The sequence below is a fragment of the Kitasatospora sp. NPDC096204 genome (assembly GCF_044763205.1).
Taxonomy (GTDB): Bacteria; Actinomycetota; Actinomycetes; order Streptomycetales; family Streptomycetaceae; genus Kitasatospora.
Window position 1 is genome coordinate 43,088 of sequence record NZ_JBIWFT010000019.1, and the last position, 18,128, is coordinate 61,215.

An 18,128-nucleotide genomic window follows, 5' to 3' on the forward strand; every position below is an offset into this window, starting at 1 on the left:
GCCCGGCCCGGAGGGGGAACACCGCAGATGCAGGACGAGACCGAGCTGTCGGCTGAACCGGCGCAGGAGGCCTTTCCCCCGCCCGAGCCGCGGGCCGGGCGGGGACGGAGCCGGGCGCTGGTCGCGCTCGGGGTCTTCGGCGAGCTGCTGATCACCCTGGGCCTGGTGCTCGGCCTGTTCGTGGCCTACTCGCTGTGGTGGACCAACGTGCAGGCGGACCGCGCGGCCTCGGCGGCCGCCGACCGGCTGCGCAGCGACTGGGCCGCCGGACCGGCCGCCGGCCCCTCGGCCGCGCCCGGTGCCACCCCGGCCCCCGGTGCTACCCCGGCCCCCGCCGTGCCCGGCGCGTCCGCCGCCCCGGGCGCCCCCGGCGCCGCGCCGAGGCAGTTCGGGGTCGGGGACGACGTCGGCTTCCTGCACGTCCCGGCGATGGGCAGGGACTTCCAGGTGCTGATCCGGATGGGCACCTCCACCGAGGTCCTGGACGAGGGCGTGGCGGGCGTCTACGAGCAGCCGTACAAGGCCGCGATGCCGTGGGACGAGCAGGGCAACTTCGCGCTGGCCGCCCACCGGGACGGCCACGGTGCCAAGTTCCACGACCTGGACGCCGTCCACAAGGGCGACGCGGTCGTGGTCGAGACCCGGGACAAGTGGTACGTCTACAAGGTCGACAACACCCTGCCGGAGACGACCAAGTACGACACCGGCATCGTGGCGCCCGTCCCGCCCCGCTCTGGCTACGCCGGCCCCGGCCGCTACATCACCCTGACCACCTGCACCCCGGTGTACACCTCGCGCTACCGGATGGCCGTCTGGGGGAGCCTGGCGCGGGTGGACGACATGGACGCCAAGCGCACCCCGCCGCCGGAGCTGCGGCACTCCTGAGGCCCTTCACGGGCCTTCTGGGGACCGGGGACGGGAAACGCCCGAGGGCCCGCCGCGACGAACTGCGGCGGGCCCTCGGGCGTGCCGGGGAGTCACCCGGGCTCCGGCCCCCGGTTCAGCCGAACCAGGGGAATATCGGAGGCCTAGTGGTCCCCTTTGGGGGGTGTGGTGGTGGGGTCTCCCCCTTTGGGCGGCTCGGCCGCCTTGATGTACAGCTGGATCTGGGTGTTCGGGTCGACCGGGGTGCCGGCCGGCGGGTTGCTCGCCTGCACCGTCGCGTTCGGGTCCGGCTGGCCGTTGACCACCGTGTAGGTCAGACCGAGCGCCTTCAGCTGGTTCGCGGCGTCGCTCAGCTTGACGTTCGCCAGCGGCGGGACCTGCGGCTTGTCCTGGGCCTTGAAGATGGTCAGCGAGATCTTGGAGTTGGCCGGGGCCTTGGTGTTCGCCTGGACCGACTGCGCGGCGACGGTGTTGACCTTGGAGGGGTCGGGGGTCGGCGAGGTCTTCGAGGCGTCCACCTGGAAGCCGAGGCCCTGGAGGGTCGCCGTGGCGTCCTCCTTCTGCGAGCCGACCACGTTCGGGACGTTCACCTTGGTCTTGCCCTGCGACACGGTCAGCTTGATCGGGGTGCTCGGGTCGACGGCCGCGCTGGCCGCCGGGTCCTGGGCGGTGACGGTGTCCTGCGCGGCGGTGTCGTCGTCCTTGTACTCGGTGGTGACGTTGGTGAAGCCCGCGTCGGCGAGCGCCTTGATGGCCTGGTCCTTGGGCTTGCCGACCACCGCGGGCACCGGCGCCTTGGCCGGGCCGGAGGAGATCTGCACCGTGATGGTGGCGGTCTCGACGACCTGCCCGCCCGGCTGCGGGTTCTGGGTGCAGACCTGGTCCTTCTTGATGTTGGCGTCCGGGCAGGCGACCTTCTCGCCCTCGGTCACCACCAGCTTGGGACCGACGCCGGCGGCGGCCGCCTTGGCCTCGGCCAGCGTCTTGCCGACCAGGTTCGGCGCGGTGACCTTCGCGGCCTCCTTGTCGCCCTTGTCGGCGAACATCGCCTGGGCGACGAAGAAGGTGCCGACCAGGACCAGCACGGCGGCGACCGCCAGCACGATCCAGGAGGTGTTGCTCTTCTTCTGCGGTTCCTCGCCCCGGCGGCCGCCGCGGCCGTAGCCGTCGTCGTAGCCGTCGCCCGCGCCGCCCGGGGCGCCGGCGTAGGTCTGGCCGTAGCCGTCGTCCTGGTAGCCGCCCTGCTGCCCGTAGCCGGGCTGCCCGGAGGCCTGCGGCAGGACGGTGGTCGGGCCGCCGGGCTGCTGCGGCATCACGTTGGTCTGGCCGTACGGGTCGTGCTGCTGCGGGTAGCCGTTCTGGTCGTAGCCGTAGCCGGCCGGACCCATGCCGTACCCGGCCTGCTGGGCGGCGGCCACGGGCAGGCCGTCGAGGAAGCGCTCGATGTCGTCGCGCATCTCGTCGGCGGTCTGGTAGCGGTAGTCGCGGTCCTTGGCGAGCGCCTTCAGCACGATCGCGTCGACCTCGGGGCGCACCTCGGGGTCGAAGACGGACGGCGGCTGCGGCTCCTCCCGGACGTGCTGGTAGGCCACCGCGACCGGCGAGTCGCCGACGAACGGCGGGCGGACGGTCAGCAGCTCGTAGAGCAGGCAGCCGGTGGAGTAGAGGTCGGAGCGGGCGTCGACCTGCTCGCCCTTGGCCTGTTCGGGGGAGAGGTACTGGGCGGTGCCGATGACGGCCGAGGTCTGCGTCATGGTCATCCCGGCGTCGCCCATCGCACGGGCGATGCCGAAGTCCATGACCTTGACGTTGCCCTGCCGGGTCAGCATCACGTTGGCCGGCTTGATGTCGCGGTGCACGATGCCGGCCCGGTGCGAGTACTCGAGGGCCTGGAGGATGCCGATGGTCATCTCCAGCGCGCGCTCGGGCAGCAGCCGGCGGCCGGAGTGCAGCAGCTCGCGCAGCGTCGACCCCTCGACGTACTCCATCACGATGTACGGGATGGAGATGCCGTCGATGTAGTCCTCGCCGGTGTCGTACACGGCGACGATCGCGGGGTGGTTCAGGGACGCCGCCGACTGTGCCTCGCGGCGGAAGCGGGCCTGGAACGACGGATCCCGGGCCATGTCGGCCCGGAGCGTCTTCACTGCGACGGAGCGGCCGAGTCGGGTGTCATGGGCGAGGTAGACCTCGGCCATGCCGCCGCGTCCGAGGACGCCGCCGAGCTCGTACCTGCCGCCGAGGCGACGAGGCTCTTCCATAGATCCGACCCTCTCCCTCACCCGCCGGTGAGGTTGTGACGTAGGTGTCCCCGCACGCTCTGGGTGACGCCGCGCCGTGCGCGACCGGTTCTCCGGCCGGGCCGTGCGGTGCCTCGCGGGCGGCAACGGGCACACCCGCTGCTGGCGGATACGCTACCGGTCGTACCGCATCGGACCGGAGTCAGCCGTCGGCCGATATCAGACCGGTATCCGGACGGGGCTGCCGATCGTGACTTTTCCCTCACCCCGGATCCGTGCTCCTACTTGCCGAGTGCGGCCTGCATCACCGCCTTGGCGATCGGGGCCGCGAGCCGGCCACCGCTGATGCCATCGCGGTTCTGGGAGCCGTCCTCGACCACCACCGCGACCGCGACCGACTGGCCGTCCGGGGTCTTGGCCCAGGAGGTGAACCAGGCGAACGGCAGCCCGGCGTTGTCCTCGCCGTGCTGCGCGGTGCCGGTCTTGCCGCCGACCTGGAGGCCGGGGATCTTGGCGTTGCTGCCGGTGCCGTTCTCGACCACCGAGACCATCAGGTCCTGCATCTTCTGCGCGGTGGCCGGGCTCATCGGCTGGGAGAACTGCTTCTCGGTGTGCTTGGAGATGGTGGTCAGGGTGGCCGAGCGCTCCTGGTCGACCAGGTACGGCTGCATCAGGCTGCCGTTGTTGGCGATCGCGGCGGAGACCATGGCCATCTGCAGCGGGGTGGCGCGGGTGTCGTGCTGGCCGATCGAGTCCTGGGCGGTGCCGTCCGGGCTCGGGCTGTCCGGGAAGACGCTCTTCTCGGAGCGGATCGGGGTGTCGATCGTGCTGTTGAAGCCGAACTTCTCGGCCTGCGCCCGCATCCGCTCCTTGCCCAGGTCCGCGCCCATCTTGGCGAAGACCGTGTTGCAGGACTGGTCCATCCCGGACTTGATGGTGGCGTTCTCGCAGCGCTCGTTCGGGCTCTCGTTCTTCAGCTGGGTGTTCGTGCCGGGCAGGATGTACGGCTCGGGCGTCTCCGTCGCGTCGTCGATGCCCTGGTAGCGGCCGTTCTCGAACGCGGCGGTGGCGGTGACCAGCTTGAAGGTCGAGCCGGGCGGATAGGTCTCCTTCAGCGCCCGGTTGAGCATCGGCTTGTTCGGGTCCGCGTTGAGGTCCGTCCAGGCCTTGGTGTCGGCGGCCTCGCCGCCGGCGAAGGTGCCCGGGTCGTAGGACGGGGTGGAGACCAGCGCCAGGATCGCGCCGGTCTTCGGGTCGACGGCGACCACCGCGCCCTTCTTGTTGCCCATGGCTTCGAAGGCGGCCTTCTGGACCTTGGCGTTGATGGTGGTGACGACGTCGCCGCCGCGCTTCTGCTCGCCGGTCAGCATGTCCAGGGTGTTGCGGAAGAACAGCCGGTCGTCGGTGCCGGAGAGGATGCCGTCCTCCAGGTTCTCCAGCTGGTTGGAGCCGTAGGCCTGGGAGGAGTAGCCGGTCACCGGGGCGTACATCGGACCGTCGACCCAGGAGCGCTTGTACTTGTAGCGCAGGCCGTTGACGAAGTCCGACTTCGTGACCGGCTGGCCGCTGACGATGATGTTGCCGCGCGGGTGGGCGTACCGGTCGTACAGCTGGCGCTTGTTGTTCTTGTTGGTGGCCCAGGCCTCGCCCTGGACGCCCTGCACCCAGTTGGTGCGCACCATCAGGGCCAGGATCAGCACGAGGCAGAAGATCGAGACCCGGCGGATCGGCTTGTTCATCGGGCGGGTCCTCCCTGGCCCTCGGGGGCCGGGGCCGGTTCGGCCCCGGGGCGGCGGGCGCTGTCGCTGATCTTCAGCAGGATCGCGACGAGCGCCCAGTTGGCGACCACGGACGAACCGCCCTGGGCGAGGAACGGCATGGTCATACCGGTGAGCGGGATCAGCCCGGTGACACCGCCGGCCACGACGAACACCTGGATCGCCATCGCCGAGGAGAGGCCGACGGCGAACAGCTTGCCGAACGGGTCGCGGGCGGCGAGCGCGGTGCGCAGACCGCGCTGGACCAGCAGCGCGTACAGCAGGAAGATCGCCATCAGGCCGGTCAGCCCGAGCTCCTCGCCGAAGGAGCCCAGGATGAAGTCGCTCTTGGCGGCGAAGGCGATCAGCCAGGAGCGGCCCTGGCCCAGGCCGGAGCCGGTGACCCCGCCGGAGCCGAGCGCCATCAGCGACTGGCCGATCTGCTCGGTGGAGCCCTTCGGCGGGTTCGGCCCGAAGGCGGCCATCGGGTCGAGCCAGGCGTCGATGCGGACCTTGACGTGGCTGGCGGTCGAGGCGACCGCGACCGCGCCGCCGACCGACATCAGCAGGCCGAACAGGATCCAGCTGGTCCGCTCGGTGGCGACGTAGAGCATCACCACGAACAGGCCGAAGAACAGGAAGGACGTGCCCAGGTCGTTCTCGAAGATCAGGATCAGCAGGCTGAGCAGCCAGATCACGATGATCGGGCCGAGGTCGCGGCCGCGCGGCAGGTACAGGCCCATGAACCGGCGGCTGGCCAGCGCCAGGGCGTCCCGCTTGACCATCAGGTAGCCGGCGAAGAACACGGTCAGGACGATCTTGGCGAACTCGCCGGGCTGGATGGAGAAGCTGCCCATCCGGATCCAGATCTTCGCGCCGAAGTCCTCCGCCCTGGCCGGGAAGAAGGCCGGCGCGGCGAGCAGGACGAGGGCCACCACCATCGAGATGTAGGTGTAGCGCTGGAGCACCCGGTGGTCCTTCAGCAGCACCATCACCCCGATGAAGCCGGCGATCCCGAGGGCCGACCACATCAGCTGGTTCTCGGCCGCCGGGTAGTTGCCCCTGAGCAGCTTGCCCGCCTTGTCCAGCCGCCAGATCATCACCACCCCGAGCCCGTTGAGCAGGGTGGCGATCGGCAGCATCAGCGGGTCCGCGTACGGCGCGAAGCGGCGCACCAGCAGGTGTGCGACCACCGCCAGGGCGCCCATGCCGAACCCGTAGCCGAGCATGCCGGCGGGCAGCTTGCCGTCCATCGCGAGGCCGACGTTGGCGTACGCGAGGACCGGCAGCAGCACCGCGAAGACCAGCATGGCCAGCTCGGTGTTGCGCCGGTTGGGCGCCTCCTGCAGGGAGATCGTGGTGTTGCCGCGCCGGCGGGGGACGGCGCGTTCGGCCGTCGCCCGGCGCCGGCCGGCCCGGGTGGACTCTTCGCTCAGGTCGTAGCTGCTCACGTGGTGACCGCTCCCTGACGGCCGGCAAGACCGCTCGGGGCGGTCCTATGTCGGATCACGGACGTCACTGCTTCGGGCAGGAGTTGGCCCGGCTGAGTTCCTCTTCGCTCAGCGGGGCCTGGTCGCCCTGCGCGGCGCCGGCCGGAGGGGTTGCGTTCGGTGCCGGGGTGGGCGCCACCGGGGCGGTCGGCGCCGGGGTGGTCGAGGGCGACGTGGTCGGAGCCGCGGCCGGGCCGCGGTTCTTCTCGGTCGGGGTGGGCGTGGCGGCCAGGTACACCGCCTGCGTCGCCTGGGTGGCCGGCGGCGTGGCCGGGGTGTTCGCCCGTGCGGCGGCCCGCTGGCAGAGCTGGACCCAGCCGTCGAGCTCGTTGACCGTCGACTGGGCGTCCTTCATGCTGCCGACCGAGATGGTCTTCTTCACGTGGGCCTGCTGGTCCTCGGGCAGCCACTTCAGCTGGATCTTGCTGTACGAGGAGTGCACCGAGGACAGGCTCAGACCGGCCAGGTTCTGGTTGATGCCCTGGTAGATCGCGACGTGGTCCTCCTGGGTGCCCACGTAGTACTGGTCCTGGGTCCACTGGTAGCCGAACCAGCCGGCGCCGCCGAGCAGGCCGAGCGCGACCAGGGCGGCCAGCGAGATCGTCAGGCCCTTGCGCTTGCGCTTCCTGGGCCGCCTCCCGTCGAAGTCCTCGGTGCCGTACACCGAGGGCTCGCCGGAGCCGTAGCCGTACTCTCCCTCGTACCCCTCGGCGGGGCCGAAGCCGCCCTGCGCGCCGTAGCCCTCCTCGTAGCCCTCGGCCGGGCCGAAGGCGCCCTGCGGGCCGCGGCCGAGGCCGGCGGCGCGGCCGGCCGGGGTGTCCGCGATCGAGCGGTCGGCGGCGGCCGAGGACGGCGGGGCGTCGGCGACCGCGCCGACCACCACCGGGACGTCGTTGAACTGGCCGCTCATGGTGTCCGTGGCACCGACGTCGATGACGTCCGCCACGATGCAGGTGATGTTGTCCGGACCGCCGCCGCGCAGGGCGAGCTGGATCAGCTCCTGCACGGTCTGCTCGGGCGCGTAGTAGCTGCCGAGGGTGTCCTGGAGGGTCTGGTGGCTGACCGGGCCGGAGAGGCCGTCGGAGCAGATCAGATAGCGGTCGCCGGCCCGGACCTCGCGGATCGACAGGTCGGGCTCGACCTGGCCGCGGCCGTCCAGGGCGCGCATCAGCAGGGAGCGCTGCGGGTGGGTCTCGGCCTCCTCGGGCGTGATCCGGCCCTCGTCGACCAGGCGCTGCACCCAGGTGTGGTCCTGGGTGATCTGCACCAGGGCGCCGTCGCGCAGCAGGTAGGCGCGGGAGTCGCCGACGTGCACCAGGCCCATCCGCTGGCCCGTCCACAGCATGGCGGTCAGGGTGCAGCCCATGCCCTCCAGCTGCGGGTCCTCCTCGACCATCTGCCGGAGCCGGTCGTTGGCGCCCTGGACGGCGTCGCCCAGCAGGGTCAGCAGGTCCGCGCCCGGCACGTCCTCGTCCAGCCGGACGATCGAGCCGAGCACCTCGGAGGAAGCGACCTCGCCGGCCGCGGCGCCGCCCATGCCGTCGGCCACGGCCAGCAGCCGCGGCCCGGCGTAGCCGGAGTCCTCGTTCCCCTCCCGGATCAGTCCCTTGTGGGAGCCGGCGGCGAAGCGCAGCACCAGGGTCATGCGACCTGTGCCCCCCTCTGGGTCATGGACGGGATGCTGTCCCTCATGCGCTACTACTTCCGCAGTTCGATGACGGTCCTGCCGATACGGATCGGCATGCCCGGCTGGAGCGGGGTGGGCGCGGTCAGGCGCTGCCGGTCCAGATAGGTGCCGTTGGTGGAGCCTAGATCCTCGACCGTCCACTGCCCAGTCTGATCCGGATAGATCCTGGCATGCCGGGAGGACGCGTAGTCGTCGTCCAGCACGATGGTGGAGTCGTGCGCGCGGCCGAGCGTGATGGTCTGGCCCTGCAGCGCCACCGTGGTGCCGGCCAGCGAGCCCTGGACCACGACGAGCTGGGTCGGGCCGCCTCGGCGGCGGCCTCCGCCGCCCTGGGTCTGGCTCGCCGCCGGACCGGCCTGCGTCGGCGCCGCGGCCCGCGCGGCGGTCGCGGTGGCGGCGGCGCCACCGGTCGCGGCACCCGCGCCGCGACGGGAGGACCGCGGGTTCACCTTGGTGCCGAACAGGTCGCTGCGGATCACCTGGATCGCGACGATGACGAACAGCCACAGCACGGCCAGGAAGCCCAGCCGCATGACCGTGAGGGTCAGTTCTGACATGACCGTCCCGCCAGTCGGTGAGCGAGGCGCGCGAACAATTCGGACACTACCCTTCGACCTGCCGGTAGACGATGGTGGTGGAGCCCACGACGATTCGCGAGCCGTCGCGGAGCGTAGCGCGCTGGGTGTGCTGTCCGTCCACCACGATGCCGTTGGTGGACCCCAGGTCGAGCACCATCGAAGGGGTGCCGGGGCGGATCTCGGCGTGCTTGCGGGAGACCCCGGGGTCGTCGATCCGCACGTCCGCCTCGGTCGACCGGCCGAGCACGCAGGCCGAGCCGGTGATCTGGTGCCGGGAGCCGTTGACCTCGATCCAGCGGCGCACCGCGGTGCCGCCGTGGCCGGCGCCCGGGAAGGCGCGGACGTTGCCGCCCGCGGGCGGACCCGGGGGCATCGAGGGGGGCGCGGCCGGCGGCGGGGGCGCGTTGTACTGGCCGGCGCCGGGCTGCTGCCACGGTGCGCCGGGGGCCGGAGCGGCCGGCGGGCGGTCGTACCCGGGCTGCGGCGGCGCGTACTGCTGCTGCGGGGGCTCCTCGGCGGCGAGGGTGCGGCTGCGCACCCGGTACAGCCCGGTGTCCAGGTCGTCGGCCTTCTCCAGGTTCACCTGGAGCGGGCCCATGAAGGTGTACCGCTGGGCCTCCGCGTACTCGCGGACCATGCCGGCCAGCTCGGTGCCGAGCTGGCCGGAGTAGGGGCTCAGCCGCTCGTGGTCGTGCGGGCTCAGCTCGACGATGAAGTCGTTCGGCACGACGGTGCGGTCGCGGTTCCAGATGCTCGCGTTGTTGTCGCACTCGCGCTGCAGCGCTCCGGCGATCTCCACGGGCTGGACCTCGGACTTGAACACCTTGGCGAAGGTGCCGTTGACGAGACCCTCGAGCCGCTGCTCGAACTTCTTCAGCACTCCCATGGGGCACCCCCTTCCAGGGTTCGTTCGCCTGCCTGCCGGCCGGATCCCGCCCGGGACCCGGTCGCGCCTCCTACTTGCGGTACTTCCGTACTGATCGTATCCACGCCGGGCCCTTCCGTACGGTTCCCGGACCGTGTGGTGCCCGGGGGTGGGCTCGGACACACAGGGTGACGCATTTCGGGTACGGCACGCCAGACGTCCCCGTGGGAGCACTCTTCCGACAGTCGTGCGGGTGTTCGTCGGGCATCGGTTCGGATGCCGTAGGCCTCTCCGGACAACGGATTCGGAGCAGCCCCCCAGGTCGTGCTAATGTTTTCCATGTCGGAAGGGCCGCCCGGAAGGGAGGCCGGTCCAAGGAAGCGCGAAGTACCGATGGTACCGAGCGGTTCGGAAGATCGGTCGGCAACGAAGACGACACCCATGCGCGGGTGGCGGAATAGGCAGACGCGCTGGATTCAGGTTCCAGTGCCCGAAAGGGCGTGGGGGTTCAACTCCCCCCTCGCGCACAGCGAAGCCCCGCAGATCTACGGATCTGCGGGGCTTTCTCGTTCTCGGCCGCAAGGCCCGGGCCCGGCCGCGCCGGCTTCGGGGGCGGGCCGGATCAGCCGTGGCCGGCCGGGAGTTCGGCGCGCACCTCGAAGCCGCCGTCCGCGGTCGGCCCGGCGGTGAGGGTGCCGCCCAGCAGCTGGGCGCGCTCGCGCAGGCCGACCAGGCCGTGGCCGCCGCCCGGCAGGGTCTCGGCCGGGTGCACCGGCGGGGCCTCGTTGCGGACCTCGACCCGCAGCCGGCGGCCCTTCGCCCAGACCCGCACGTGCACCGCCGCCTCCGGGGCGTACTTGGTGATGTTGGTGAGCGCCTCCTGGACGGTGCGGTAGGCGGCCCGCTCCACCGCCTCCGGCCACGGGCGGTCGCCGGGGACCAGCTCGGAGTCGGCGGCCAGGCCGCTCTCCTCGATCAGCCGGGGCAGGTCGGCCAGCCGGGGCTGCGGGGCGAGCGGGGCGTCCGGCAGTCCGCCGGTGCCGCGCAGCACCCCGACCATCTGGCGCAGCTCGTCCAGGGTCCGTACCGACAGTTCGCGGATGGTCCTGGCGGTGGTCACGGCGGCCGGGTCGGGGCTGCTCACCTGGAGCGCGCCGGCCTGGATGCTGATCAGGCTGACCTGGTGCGAGACCACGTCGTGCATCTCCCGGGCCAGCCGGCCGCGCTCGCTGATCAGCACCCGCTCGGCCAGCAGCCGGCTCTCCCGCTCCTGGCCGCGGGTCAGCTCGTCCAGGCGGGCGGCCAGCTCCCGCCGGGTGCGGGCGAGCAGGCCGGTGGCGGCCGGACCGGCCGCCAGCATCACGGCCTGGATGGCGTCCAGCGCGGTGGCCCGGCTGAGGTCGATCAGGTTCGCGGGCAGCGGCCAGTGGAAGAACTCGACCAGGGCGAACAGGATGCCGCAGGGGATCACGATCCGGGGGCGGGGGCGTTCGGCGGCCACCGAGTAGACGGCCGTTATCGGGGCCAGCCAGATCTCGTCCACCCAGCTGCCCGGCATGGTGAGCAGCAGCACCGTCACCGGGAAGCGGCGGCGGAGGAACAGCGCGACGGCGGCCAGTGTGGACAGCGCCACCTGCCACCAGGCGGCCTCCCGGGCCACCAGCGCGGCGTCCAGCAGGGAGTACAGGACGGGCAGCAGCAGCATCAGCCAGGGCGCGGTGCACCAGGCCGGCAGGCGTCTGGACGGCAGTTGGTCGGCGGCCGTCATGCCCCGTCGCCGGGCTTGGGCCGGACCAGGCCGGCCCGGTGGGCCAGCACGGCGGCCTGGACCCGGTTGGCGGCGCCGAGCTTGCCGAGGATCGCGCTGATGTGGTCCTTGACCGTGCCGGTGCCGAGGAAGAGCCGGTCGGCGATCTCGGCGTTGGACAGGCCCTCGCCGAGCAGCGAGAGCACGTCGAGTTCCCGGCCGGTGAGGGTGCGGGCGAGCGCGGTGGCCTCGGCGTCCGGGCCGCCGCCGTCCACGTAGCCGCCGATCACGGTGCGGGTGACGGTCGGGGAGAGGATGTTGCCGCCGGCCGCGAGCACCCGGACGGCGTGCACCAGCTGGTCGGGGGCGGTGTCCTTGAGCAGGAAGCCGGTCGCGCCGGCCCGCAGCGCGGTGCCGATGTACTCGTCGGTGTCGAAGGTGGTGAGCATCGCCACGGCCGGCGGGTCGGGCAGGGCGCGCAGCCGGCGCAGCACCGAGATGCCGTCGAGGTCGGGCATCCGGATGTCGAGCAGCACCACGTGCGGGCGCAGCCGTTGGACGTGTTCCTCGGCCTGTCCGCCGGAGCAGTCGCCGACCACCTCCAGGTCGGCGGCGGAGCCGACGATCAGGCCCAGGCCGGAACGGACCAGGATCTCGTCGTCGACGATCAGCACGCGGGTGGTGGTGATGGTGCCTCCTCGGTTCGGGCGGCCGGGTCGGGAGCGGTCCGCGTGGGTCGTTTCGAGAGTAGGGGCTACGCAGGCGGGGTGCCGAACGTCCGGGGGGTGTGCACCCCCGCCGTTCGGCGGGGGTGGGAATCCGCTACCCGGTTCACGCAATTCTCAGCTTCGGTGGTGAACCATGGAGTTGGCTGACTCTTTTCCGGCCGCTTCTCCAATCGGGCGGTCGGCCGGGGGAGGTCGCCGGTCAGTCCGTCGGGCCCGAGCGGGCGCCCGGCGCCGGGCCGTTCGCGGATGCGCCCCACCATCTGATCGTTTGGAATTGAGCTGTGTCGTCCACTGTGAAGTCGGAGCCGTCCGCCACGTCCCAGGAACCCCGTACCGGGGGCGTGCTCGACCGCTGGCGTCCGAGGGCCGCCGCGGCATCCGTCTGGTACCTACGGCTGATCGCGCTGCTGAACGTGGCGACGGTGCTGCTGGTGCCCTTCCGCGACCAGGTCTACGAGCACAACGAGGGTGAGTACTTCACCCCGTACCTGATGACCGCCGGCCTGGCCAGCGCGGTGCTGTCGGTGTTCCTCGCGATCGCGATGCGGCGGCGCAAGCGTGCCGCGTGGATCTTCAACACGGCGCTCGGCGGGATGTTCGCGCTGCTGTACCTGGCGGCCATGCTGGTGCCGTCCGAGCGCTTCGACACCCACCCGCTCAACTACATCTCCACCGTCCTGACCTGCCTGTTCGTGCTGGCGCTGCTGGTCGGGCGCAGGGAGTTCACCTCCAAGGGCGACAGCTCCAACCCGAAGACGGCGGCGGCCACCTTCGTCGGCGGGCTGGCGTTCGGCGGCGGCGTGGGCGCGCTGCTGGTCTGGCTGACCAACGAGCTCTCCGGCGCCGGCTTCTGGGACCTGTTCCGGTACTCGGTCGGCCGGATGATCACGATCACCCCGTCCGAGCACCTGCGCTCGGTGATCGCCGCACCGACCTGGGTGAACGCCGCGATCAACGCGATGGGCGCGGTGCTCTTCCTGCTGGTGCTGTACGTGGCCTTCCGCAGCCCGCGCGGCAAGGAGCTGCTCACCGCCGAGGACGAGGCCAGGCTGCGCGGCCTGCTGGACAAGCAGGGCGAGCGGGACTCGCTCGGCTACTTCGCGCTGCGCCGGGACAAGGCGGTGATCTTCTCCCCCAGCGGCAAGGCGGCCGTCACCTACCGGGTGATCGGCGGCGTCTCGCTCGCCTCGGGCGACCCGATCGGCGACCCGGAGGCCTGGCCGGGCGCGATCGACGCCTGGCTGTCCGAGGCCCGCGAGCACGCCTGGGCGCCGGCCGTGATGGGCGCCTCCGAGGAGGCCGGGGTGATCTACGCCCGGCACGGGCTGGACGCGCTGGAGCTGGGCGACGAGGCGATCGTCGAGCTGGACGAGTTCTCGCTGGACGGCCGCGCGATGCGGGTAGTCCGGCAGGCCTACAACCGGGTCAAGCGGGCCGGGTACACGGTGCGGATCCGCCGCCACGAGTCCATTTCCGACGCGGAGATGGCCGAGCTGGTGGCGAAGGCCGACGAGTGGCGCGACGGGGCGACCGAGCGCGGCTTCTCGATGGCGCTCGGCCGGCTCGGGGACCCGGGCGACGGCCGCTGCGTGATGCTGGAGTGCCACGACGGGGACGGCGAGCTCAAGGCGCTGCTGAGCTTCGTGCCGTGGGGCCCGGACGGGCTCTCGCTGGACCTGATGCGCCGGGCCCGGGACACCGAGAACGGCCTGATGGAGTTCATGGTCATCGAGCTGCTGCAGCGGGCCGACGAGGTCGGGCTGAAGCGGGTGTCGTTGAACTTCGCGATGTTCCGCTCCGTTTTCGAGCGCGGTTCCCGCCTCGGTGCCGGTCCGGTGCTGCGGCTGTGGCGTTCGACCCTGGGATTCTTCTCGCGCTGGTGGCAGATCGAGTCGCTGTACCGCGCCAATGCCAAGTACCGGCCGATCTGGGAACCGCGTTACCTGCTCTTCGAGAAGAGCAGCGAAATTCCCCGGATCGGCATCGCGAGCGCGCGCGCCGAGGGATTCATCGTCGCGCCGAGCCTGCCCGCCCTGTTCCGCCGCCGGCACTCCCGGGCCGCCGTGGTGGCGCCCCGGGTCCCGGTGGCGGCCCGGGACGGGAAGGGGTAGCCCTCCGTCGGGGGGCGGAGGGGACCGGTCGGTCGAAATGGGGGGCCGATGGGGGGAGTGCCTCCCCCCAGAGGATGACGCGGCTCCCCATCCATGCCGATGTGGCTTTGTAAGCGGGCTTCTAATGTTGGAGTAGTCGAGAGTTCGGGGATTCGGAGAAACGGTTGTGATTCACAGGACCCACGCGGGGGGCGTGCGAAAGGGGCCGCTGGCAATCGTCAGATCGGCCGCTGTCGCCGAGTGGGGGACGTTGTTCGTGACGGTCCGGGACGCGGTGGTGCGAAGGAAGTTCGCCGCCGCCCCGCTGGCCACGGTGGCGACGTTTCTGATCCTGCTGTTCAGCATCGTCCAGCACCTGCCGGGCGGCGAGCGTTTCGTCAACAACATCGGGGTGGTGCGGGCGGCGCTGCCGCTGGAGGTCTCGCTGCTGCGGACCCCGCTCTCCCTGTACGTGCCGGCGCTGGACCTTCCGGTCTGGGGGGCGCTGGCCCAGGTGTTCGTGGTCTTCGCGATCGCCGAGATCGTGCTCGGCCGGCGGATGACGCTGGTGGTCGCCTACACCTGCACCGTGGCGGGAACGCTGTTCGCCCGGGTCGGCGTGGCGATCGGCCCGCACCACCTGTTCGGCTTCCCGAAGTGGGTCGCCTACGTGCGGGACACCGGGCCCTCGGCCGCGGTGGTGGCACTGGCGATCTGCGTCGCGTTCCGCAGCCGGGCCTGGAGCACCGCCGGCCTGGTGGTCGTGGTGATGATCGGGGAGGCCGTCGTGCTGCCCAACCTGGCGGGGCTGGAGCACGTGGTCGCGGTGATCACCGCGCTGCTGATCGCCGTCTCGGTCGAGGTCTTCGGGGACTTCTGGCCGAGGGTGCTGGCCGGGGTCGGCGCCGCCACCTCGGTGGCCGCGGCCGCCTCCCGGGAGGTCGCGGTGGAGGCCCGGCGGCGCCGCTCGGCGGGGGCCGTCATTCCCTGACGGGCGTCGACCGCGCTTCGCCGGCCGCGTACGGGAGCCGTACGCGGCCGTTCGGCGCTAGGCGTGCGGGAGCGGGAGTTCGAACCAGACGACCTTGCCCACCGCCTTGCGGGCGGTGCCCCAGCGTTCGGCGAGCTTGGTGACCAGGGTGAGGCCGCGGCCGGTCTCGCCGAGCTGCTCGGCCGGTTCCAGCGAGGGCAGGTTGTGGTTGTCGTCGCTGACCTCGACCAGCAGCTTGTCCACCCGGATCAGCTGGAGCTTCACGGTGTCCCGGGCGACCCGCACGGCGTTCGTCACCAGCTCGCTGACCAGCAGCTCGGTGGTGTCGCTGAGCGCCTCCAGGTGCCAGCCAGCCAGCTGTTCGCGGACCAGTGAGCGGGCCCGGCCGACCTCGCGGTGGTCCACGGTGAGGTCCCAGGTGGCCACCTCGGACGGGGCGACCCCGTCGAAGCGGGCCACCAGCAGGGCGACGTCGTCCTTGCGGTCGTCCGAGTGCAGCCGTCGCAGCACCTCGTCGCAGGCCTGCTCGGGGCTCTGCTGCGGGTCGATCAGGTTGCCGCAGAGCGCGGCCAGGCCGGCTCCTATGTCCCCGCCCCTGACCTCGACCAGGCCGTCGGTGCAGAGCACCAGCATCGAGCCGTCCGAGACGTCGATGGTCTTGGCGACGAACGGCACCCCGCCGACGCCGATCGGCGCGCCGGCCGGGATCTCCAGCAGCTCGCCGGTGCCGTCAGGGTGTACCAGGACGGGTGGGACGTGGCCCGCGCTGGCCAGTTCGCAGGTCCGGTTGATCGGGTCGTAGACCGCGTACAGGCAGGTCGCGAGGTGGTCGTCGCCGAGCTTGTGGGCCAGGTTGTCCAGGTGGCGCAGCAGCTGGCCGGGCGGGAGGTCCAGGGCGGCGAGGGTCTGCATGGCGGTGCGGAAGCGACCCATCGCGGCCGCCGAGTGCAGGCCGTGGCCCATCACGTCGCCGACCACCAGGGCGACCCGGCTGCCGGGCAGCTGGATCGCGTCGAACCAGTCGCCGCCGACCTCGGCCTTCGGGTCGCCGGGCAGGTAGCGGTGGGCGATCTGCACGCCGGGGATCTGCGGCGGGCGGGTCGGGATCATCGAGCGCTGCAGGGTGGTGGCGACCCGGGCCTCGGCGCGGTGCAGCCGGGCGTTGTCCAGTGACAGCGCGGCGCGGACGGCCAGTTCCTTGAGGGTCGCGGCGTCGCTCTCGTCGAAGGGGGCGCGGTCCGGCAGCCGGAGCAGCTTGAGGATGCCCAGCACGGTGCCGCGGGCGGAGAGCGGGACGACCAGCATCGATCGGCCGGTCACCACCGGCGCCAGCCGGGCGCCGCCGAGCGCGATCGCGTAGTCGACCGCGACGTCCGGGCTGACCACCGGGACCAGCACCGGCTGGTTCAGCTGCAGGGCCATCCCGGGCGGGGTGCGGCGGGGCATGCTGACCAGCGAGCCCTCGGAGAGCACGTGGTCCCAGGCGCCGCCGGTCTCGTTGTAGACCAGGGCGACCCGGCGCAGCATGGTGTCGTCGTCCGGGCGGGCGGCCGGCAGTTCGGAGTCCGAGATCAGCCCGTCCACCAGGTCCACGCAGGCGAAGTCGGCGACCCGGGGGACCAGCACCTGGCACAGCTCGTGGGCGGTGAAGCCGAGGTCCAGGGTGGTGCCGACCTTGCCGCCGACCTCGTTCAGCAGGGCCAGCTGCTCGCCGGCCTGCCCGTTGGTGAGGAAGGGGCCGAGCCGGCCGCCGGGCGGGCCCTCGCCGGTGGCGGGGGCGGGGACCGGGACGGTGGCGGGCGGGTGGCCGTCGGTGACGGACGGCTCGACGGCGGTGTGCTCGATGGCGACGGCTCCTGCGGTGGGCGGGGACACCTCCCGGCCGGTGGCGGGAGGAGGGACGGTCGGGCCGCCGCCCGCCGCGCCGGCGACGGCGGCGGGCACCGGCCGGACGGCGGACTGGGCGGCGGGGCGCTCGGTGGCCTCGCGCTGGACGGGCAGCGGGCCGCCCGGCCGGCGGCCGGGGGCGCCCTGCTCGGGCTGCGGCGGCGGGCCGACCCGGGCGGCGCGCTGCTGCGGCGTCGGGTAGCGGCGACCGAGACCGGAGGCCGCGTGCGCCGTACCGGTCTGCGCGTCGGCGGGCAGCACCGGCAGCACGGTGGCCGGGTCCAGCCGCAGGGCGGGCAGCCCGCCCCGCTCCAGCGCGGCCAGCAGCGCCGTGCGGTGGGCGGTGGGCAGCAGCCGGGCCAGGGGCTCGGGCACCGGCCGGCCCGCCGGGGTGAGGGCCGCGGTCAGGGTGTGGAAGCCGCCCCGGGCACCGGGGGCGGCGGCGAAGGGGAGCAGCCGCTCGCCGAGCGCGAGCCGCGGCCCGGTGGAGCGCAGCGGGCGGGCGTCGGCGGCCAGCGCCAGCAGTCCGCCGACCGGGCCGGGCAGCGGGTAGGCCCACCAGAGCACGTCGCGCTGGTGCTCCTCGCGGTCGGTGACGGTCAGCCGGCCGGTCCAGGGGCGGCCGTCGGCGGTCCGCTCGGCGAGGGTGTCGAAGGTGTCGCAGTGGCGGCGTACGGAGCAGCGTTCGCGCACCCGGGACTCCAGGGCGGGCAGCAGACCGGAGGCCGGGCGGTCGTGGGCGACGTCGGCACGGTGTCCGAACAGCTCCTCGGCGGCCCTCCCCCACTGCGTGATCCGGCCGGACCGGTCGACCAGGACGGGGGCCAGCCTGACCAGGGCGGCCACACCCGTCGGGTGGTCGCCCGGCGCGGTTCCGTCGCCCGCCGGCCGCTGTGTGGAGTTGGACTCGGCCACCATGGATTCGCTCTGCTCCCGCCTGGCCGCCGCGCCCGGGGCGGCCGTCTCTCCGGAGGAAGGCACGCTGTGCGGATACCAGCGAAGCACGGACCGGGCCGGGCTCGACACCGAAACGGGGAGATTCCTCAGGATCGGTTGCGTGTCGTGTGCCGCGCGCCGGTCCGCACCCCCGGTTCATCCGGACGAGGCCCGCGAACACGGCGGTAGGGTGGCAGGCCGGACCGCCCGTACGAGTGGTCCGCAGGACGCAGCCGCCCGGACGAGA

12 protein-coding genes and 1 tRNA gene are annotated in these 18,128 nt (G+C 72.5%); 4 read left to right on the top strand and 9 right to left on the bottom strand.

Annotation, left to right across the window (positions count from 1 at the left end; translation table 11 throughout):
- The first annotated feature begins 27 nt into the window (after positions 1 to 27).
- Complete coding sequence (locus tag ACIQ87_RS21680) at positions 28 to 885, top strand: class E sortase (RefSeq protein WP_402409117.1); 858 nt, start codon at positions 28 to 30, stop codon at positions 883 to 885.
- A gap of 143 nt (positions 886 to 1,028) precedes the next feature.
- On the opposite strand, the gene pknB is transcribed toward ACIQ87_RS21680, so the two are convergent.
- From pknB to ACIQ87_RS21710, 6 genes are all read right to left on the bottom strand, one after another.
- Positions 1,029 to 3,146, bottom strand: coding sequence for a Stk1 family PASTA domain-containing Ser/Thr kinase (gene pknB / locus ACIQ87_RS21685; protein WP_402409120.1), 2,118 nt, complete (start codon positions 3,144 to 3,146; stop codon positions 1,029 to 1,031).
- Positions 3,147 to 3,406: 260 nt separating this feature from the next.
- Complete coding sequence (locus ACIQ87_RS21690) at positions 3,407 to 4,864, bottom strand: peptidoglycan D,D-transpeptidase FtsI family protein (RefSeq protein ID WP_402409123.1); 1,458 nt, start codon at positions 4,862 to 4,864, stop codon at positions 3,407 to 3,409.
- On the bottom strand, positions 4,861 to 6,237 hold the full coding sequence (locus ACIQ87_RS21695; protein ID WP_402409383.1) for an FtsW/RodA/SpoVE family cell cycle protein: 1,377 nt from the start codon (positions 6,235 to 6,237) through the stop codon (positions 4,861 to 4,863). The genes ACIQ87_RS21690 and ACIQ87_RS21695 overlap by 4 nt, the downstream gene beginning before the upstream one ends.
- A gap of 160 nt (positions 6,238 to 6,397) precedes the next feature.
- Positions 6,398 to 8,017 (bottom strand): PP2C family protein-serine/threonine phosphatase, encoded by a 1,620-nt coding sequence (locus ACIQ87_RS21700; RefSeq protein WP_402409126.1) that lies wholly within the window; start codon positions 8,015 to 8,017, stop codon positions 6,398 to 6,400.
- Between the two features lie 53 nt (positions 8,018 to 8,070).
- Entirely contained in the window at positions 8,071 to 8,616 is a 546-nt protein-coding gene (locus tag ACIQ87_RS21705) for an FHA domain-containing protein (protein WP_402409129.1), read from the bottom strand.
- A gap of 46 nt (positions 8,617 to 8,662) precedes the next feature.
- A complete protein-coding gene (locus ACIQ87_RS21710) occupies positions 8,663 to 9,523 on the bottom strand; it encodes an FhaA domain-containing protein (protein WP_402409132.1) in 861 nt (286 codons plus the stop codon).
- 422 nt (positions 9,524 to 9,945) lie between these two features.
- Between ACIQ87_RS21710 and ACIQ87_RS21715 the strand changes: the two genes are divergently transcribed.
- Positions 9,946 to 10,029, top strand: a tRNA-Leu gene (locus ACIQ87_RS21715).
- Positions 10,030 to 10,124: 95 nt separating this feature from the next.
- Here ACIQ87_RS21715 and ACIQ87_RS21720 read toward each other — a convergent pair.
- Both ACIQ87_RS21720 and ACIQ87_RS21725 read right to left on the bottom strand, forming a co-directional pair.
- Positions 10,125 to 11,270 carry a sensor histidine kinase gene (locus ACIQ87_RS21720; RefSeq protein WP_402409135.1) on the bottom strand — a complete coding sequence of 382 codons (1,146 nt, stop codon included), beginning with the start codon at positions 11,268 to 11,270 and terminating at the stop codon, positions 10,125 to 10,127.
- Positions 11,267 to 11,920, bottom strand: coding sequence for a response regulator (locus ACIQ87_RS21725; protein ID WP_402409384.1), 654 nt, complete (start codon positions 11,918 to 11,920; stop codon positions 11,267 to 11,269). Before ACIQ87_RS21725 ends, ACIQ87_RS21720 begins: the two co-directional genes overlap by 4 nt.
- A gap of 338 nt (positions 11,921 to 12,258) precedes the next feature.
- Between ACIQ87_RS21725 and ACIQ87_RS21730 the strand changes: the two genes are divergently transcribed.
- Together ACIQ87_RS21730 and ACIQ87_RS21735 are read left to right on the top strand one after the other, a co-directional pair.
- Positions 12,259 to 14,088, top strand: a complete 1,830-nt coding sequence (locus ACIQ87_RS21730; RefSeq protein WP_402409137.1) for a phosphatidylglycerol lysyltransferase domain-containing protein — start codon at positions 12,259 to 12,261, stop codon at positions 14,086 to 14,088.
- A gap of 256 nt (positions 14,089 to 14,344) precedes the next feature.
- On the top strand, positions 14,345 to 15,058 hold the full coding sequence (locus ACIQ87_RS21735; protein ID WP_402409140.1) for a hypothetical protein: 714 nt from the start codon (positions 14,345 to 14,347) through the stop codon (positions 15,056 to 15,058).
- A 57-nt stretch (positions 15,059 to 15,115) separates the two neighbouring features.
- Here the strand turns inward: ACIQ87_RS21735 and ACIQ87_RS21740 are convergent, their stop codons facing one another.
- On the bottom strand, positions 15,116 to 17,926 hold the full coding sequence (locus tag ACIQ87_RS21740) for a SpoIIE family protein phosphatase (protein ID WP_402409142.1): 2,811 nt from the start codon (positions 17,924 to 17,926) through the stop codon (positions 15,116 to 15,118).
- Between the last annotated feature and the right edge of the window lie 202 nt (positions 17,927 to 18,128).

Excerpts from the sequence above, each read along its gene's own strand:
- ACIQ87_RS21710 (WP_402409132.1), bottom strand. The coding sequence starts at position 9,523 with ATGGGAGTGCTGAAGAAGTTCGAGCAGCGGCTCGAGGGTCTCGTCAAC.
- pknB (WP_402409120.1), bottom strand. The coding sequence starts at position 3,146 with ATGGAAGAGCCTCGTCGCCTCGGCGGCAGGTACGAGCTCGGCGGCGTC.
- ACIQ87_RS21680 (WP_402409117.1), top strand. The coding sequence starts at position 28 with ATGCAGGACGAGACCGAGCTGTCGGCTGAACCGGCGCAGGAGGCCTTT.
- ACIQ87_RS21690 (WP_402409123.1), bottom strand. The coding sequence starts at position 4,864 with ATGAACAAGCCGATCCGCCGGGTCTCGATCTTCTGCCTCGTGCTGATC.
- ACIQ87_RS21720 (WP_402409135.1), bottom strand. The coding sequence starts at position 11,270 with ATGACGGCCGCCGACCAACTGCCGTCCAGACGCCTGCCGGCCTGGTGC.
- ACIQ87_RS21700 (WP_402409126.1), bottom strand. The coding sequence starts at position 8,017 with ATGACCCTGGTGCTGCGCTTCGCCGCCGGCTCCCACAAGGGACTGATC.
- ACIQ87_RS21705 (WP_402409129.1), bottom strand. The coding sequence starts at position 8,616 with ATGTCAGAACTGACCCTCACGGTCATGCGGCTGGGCTTCCTGGCCGTG.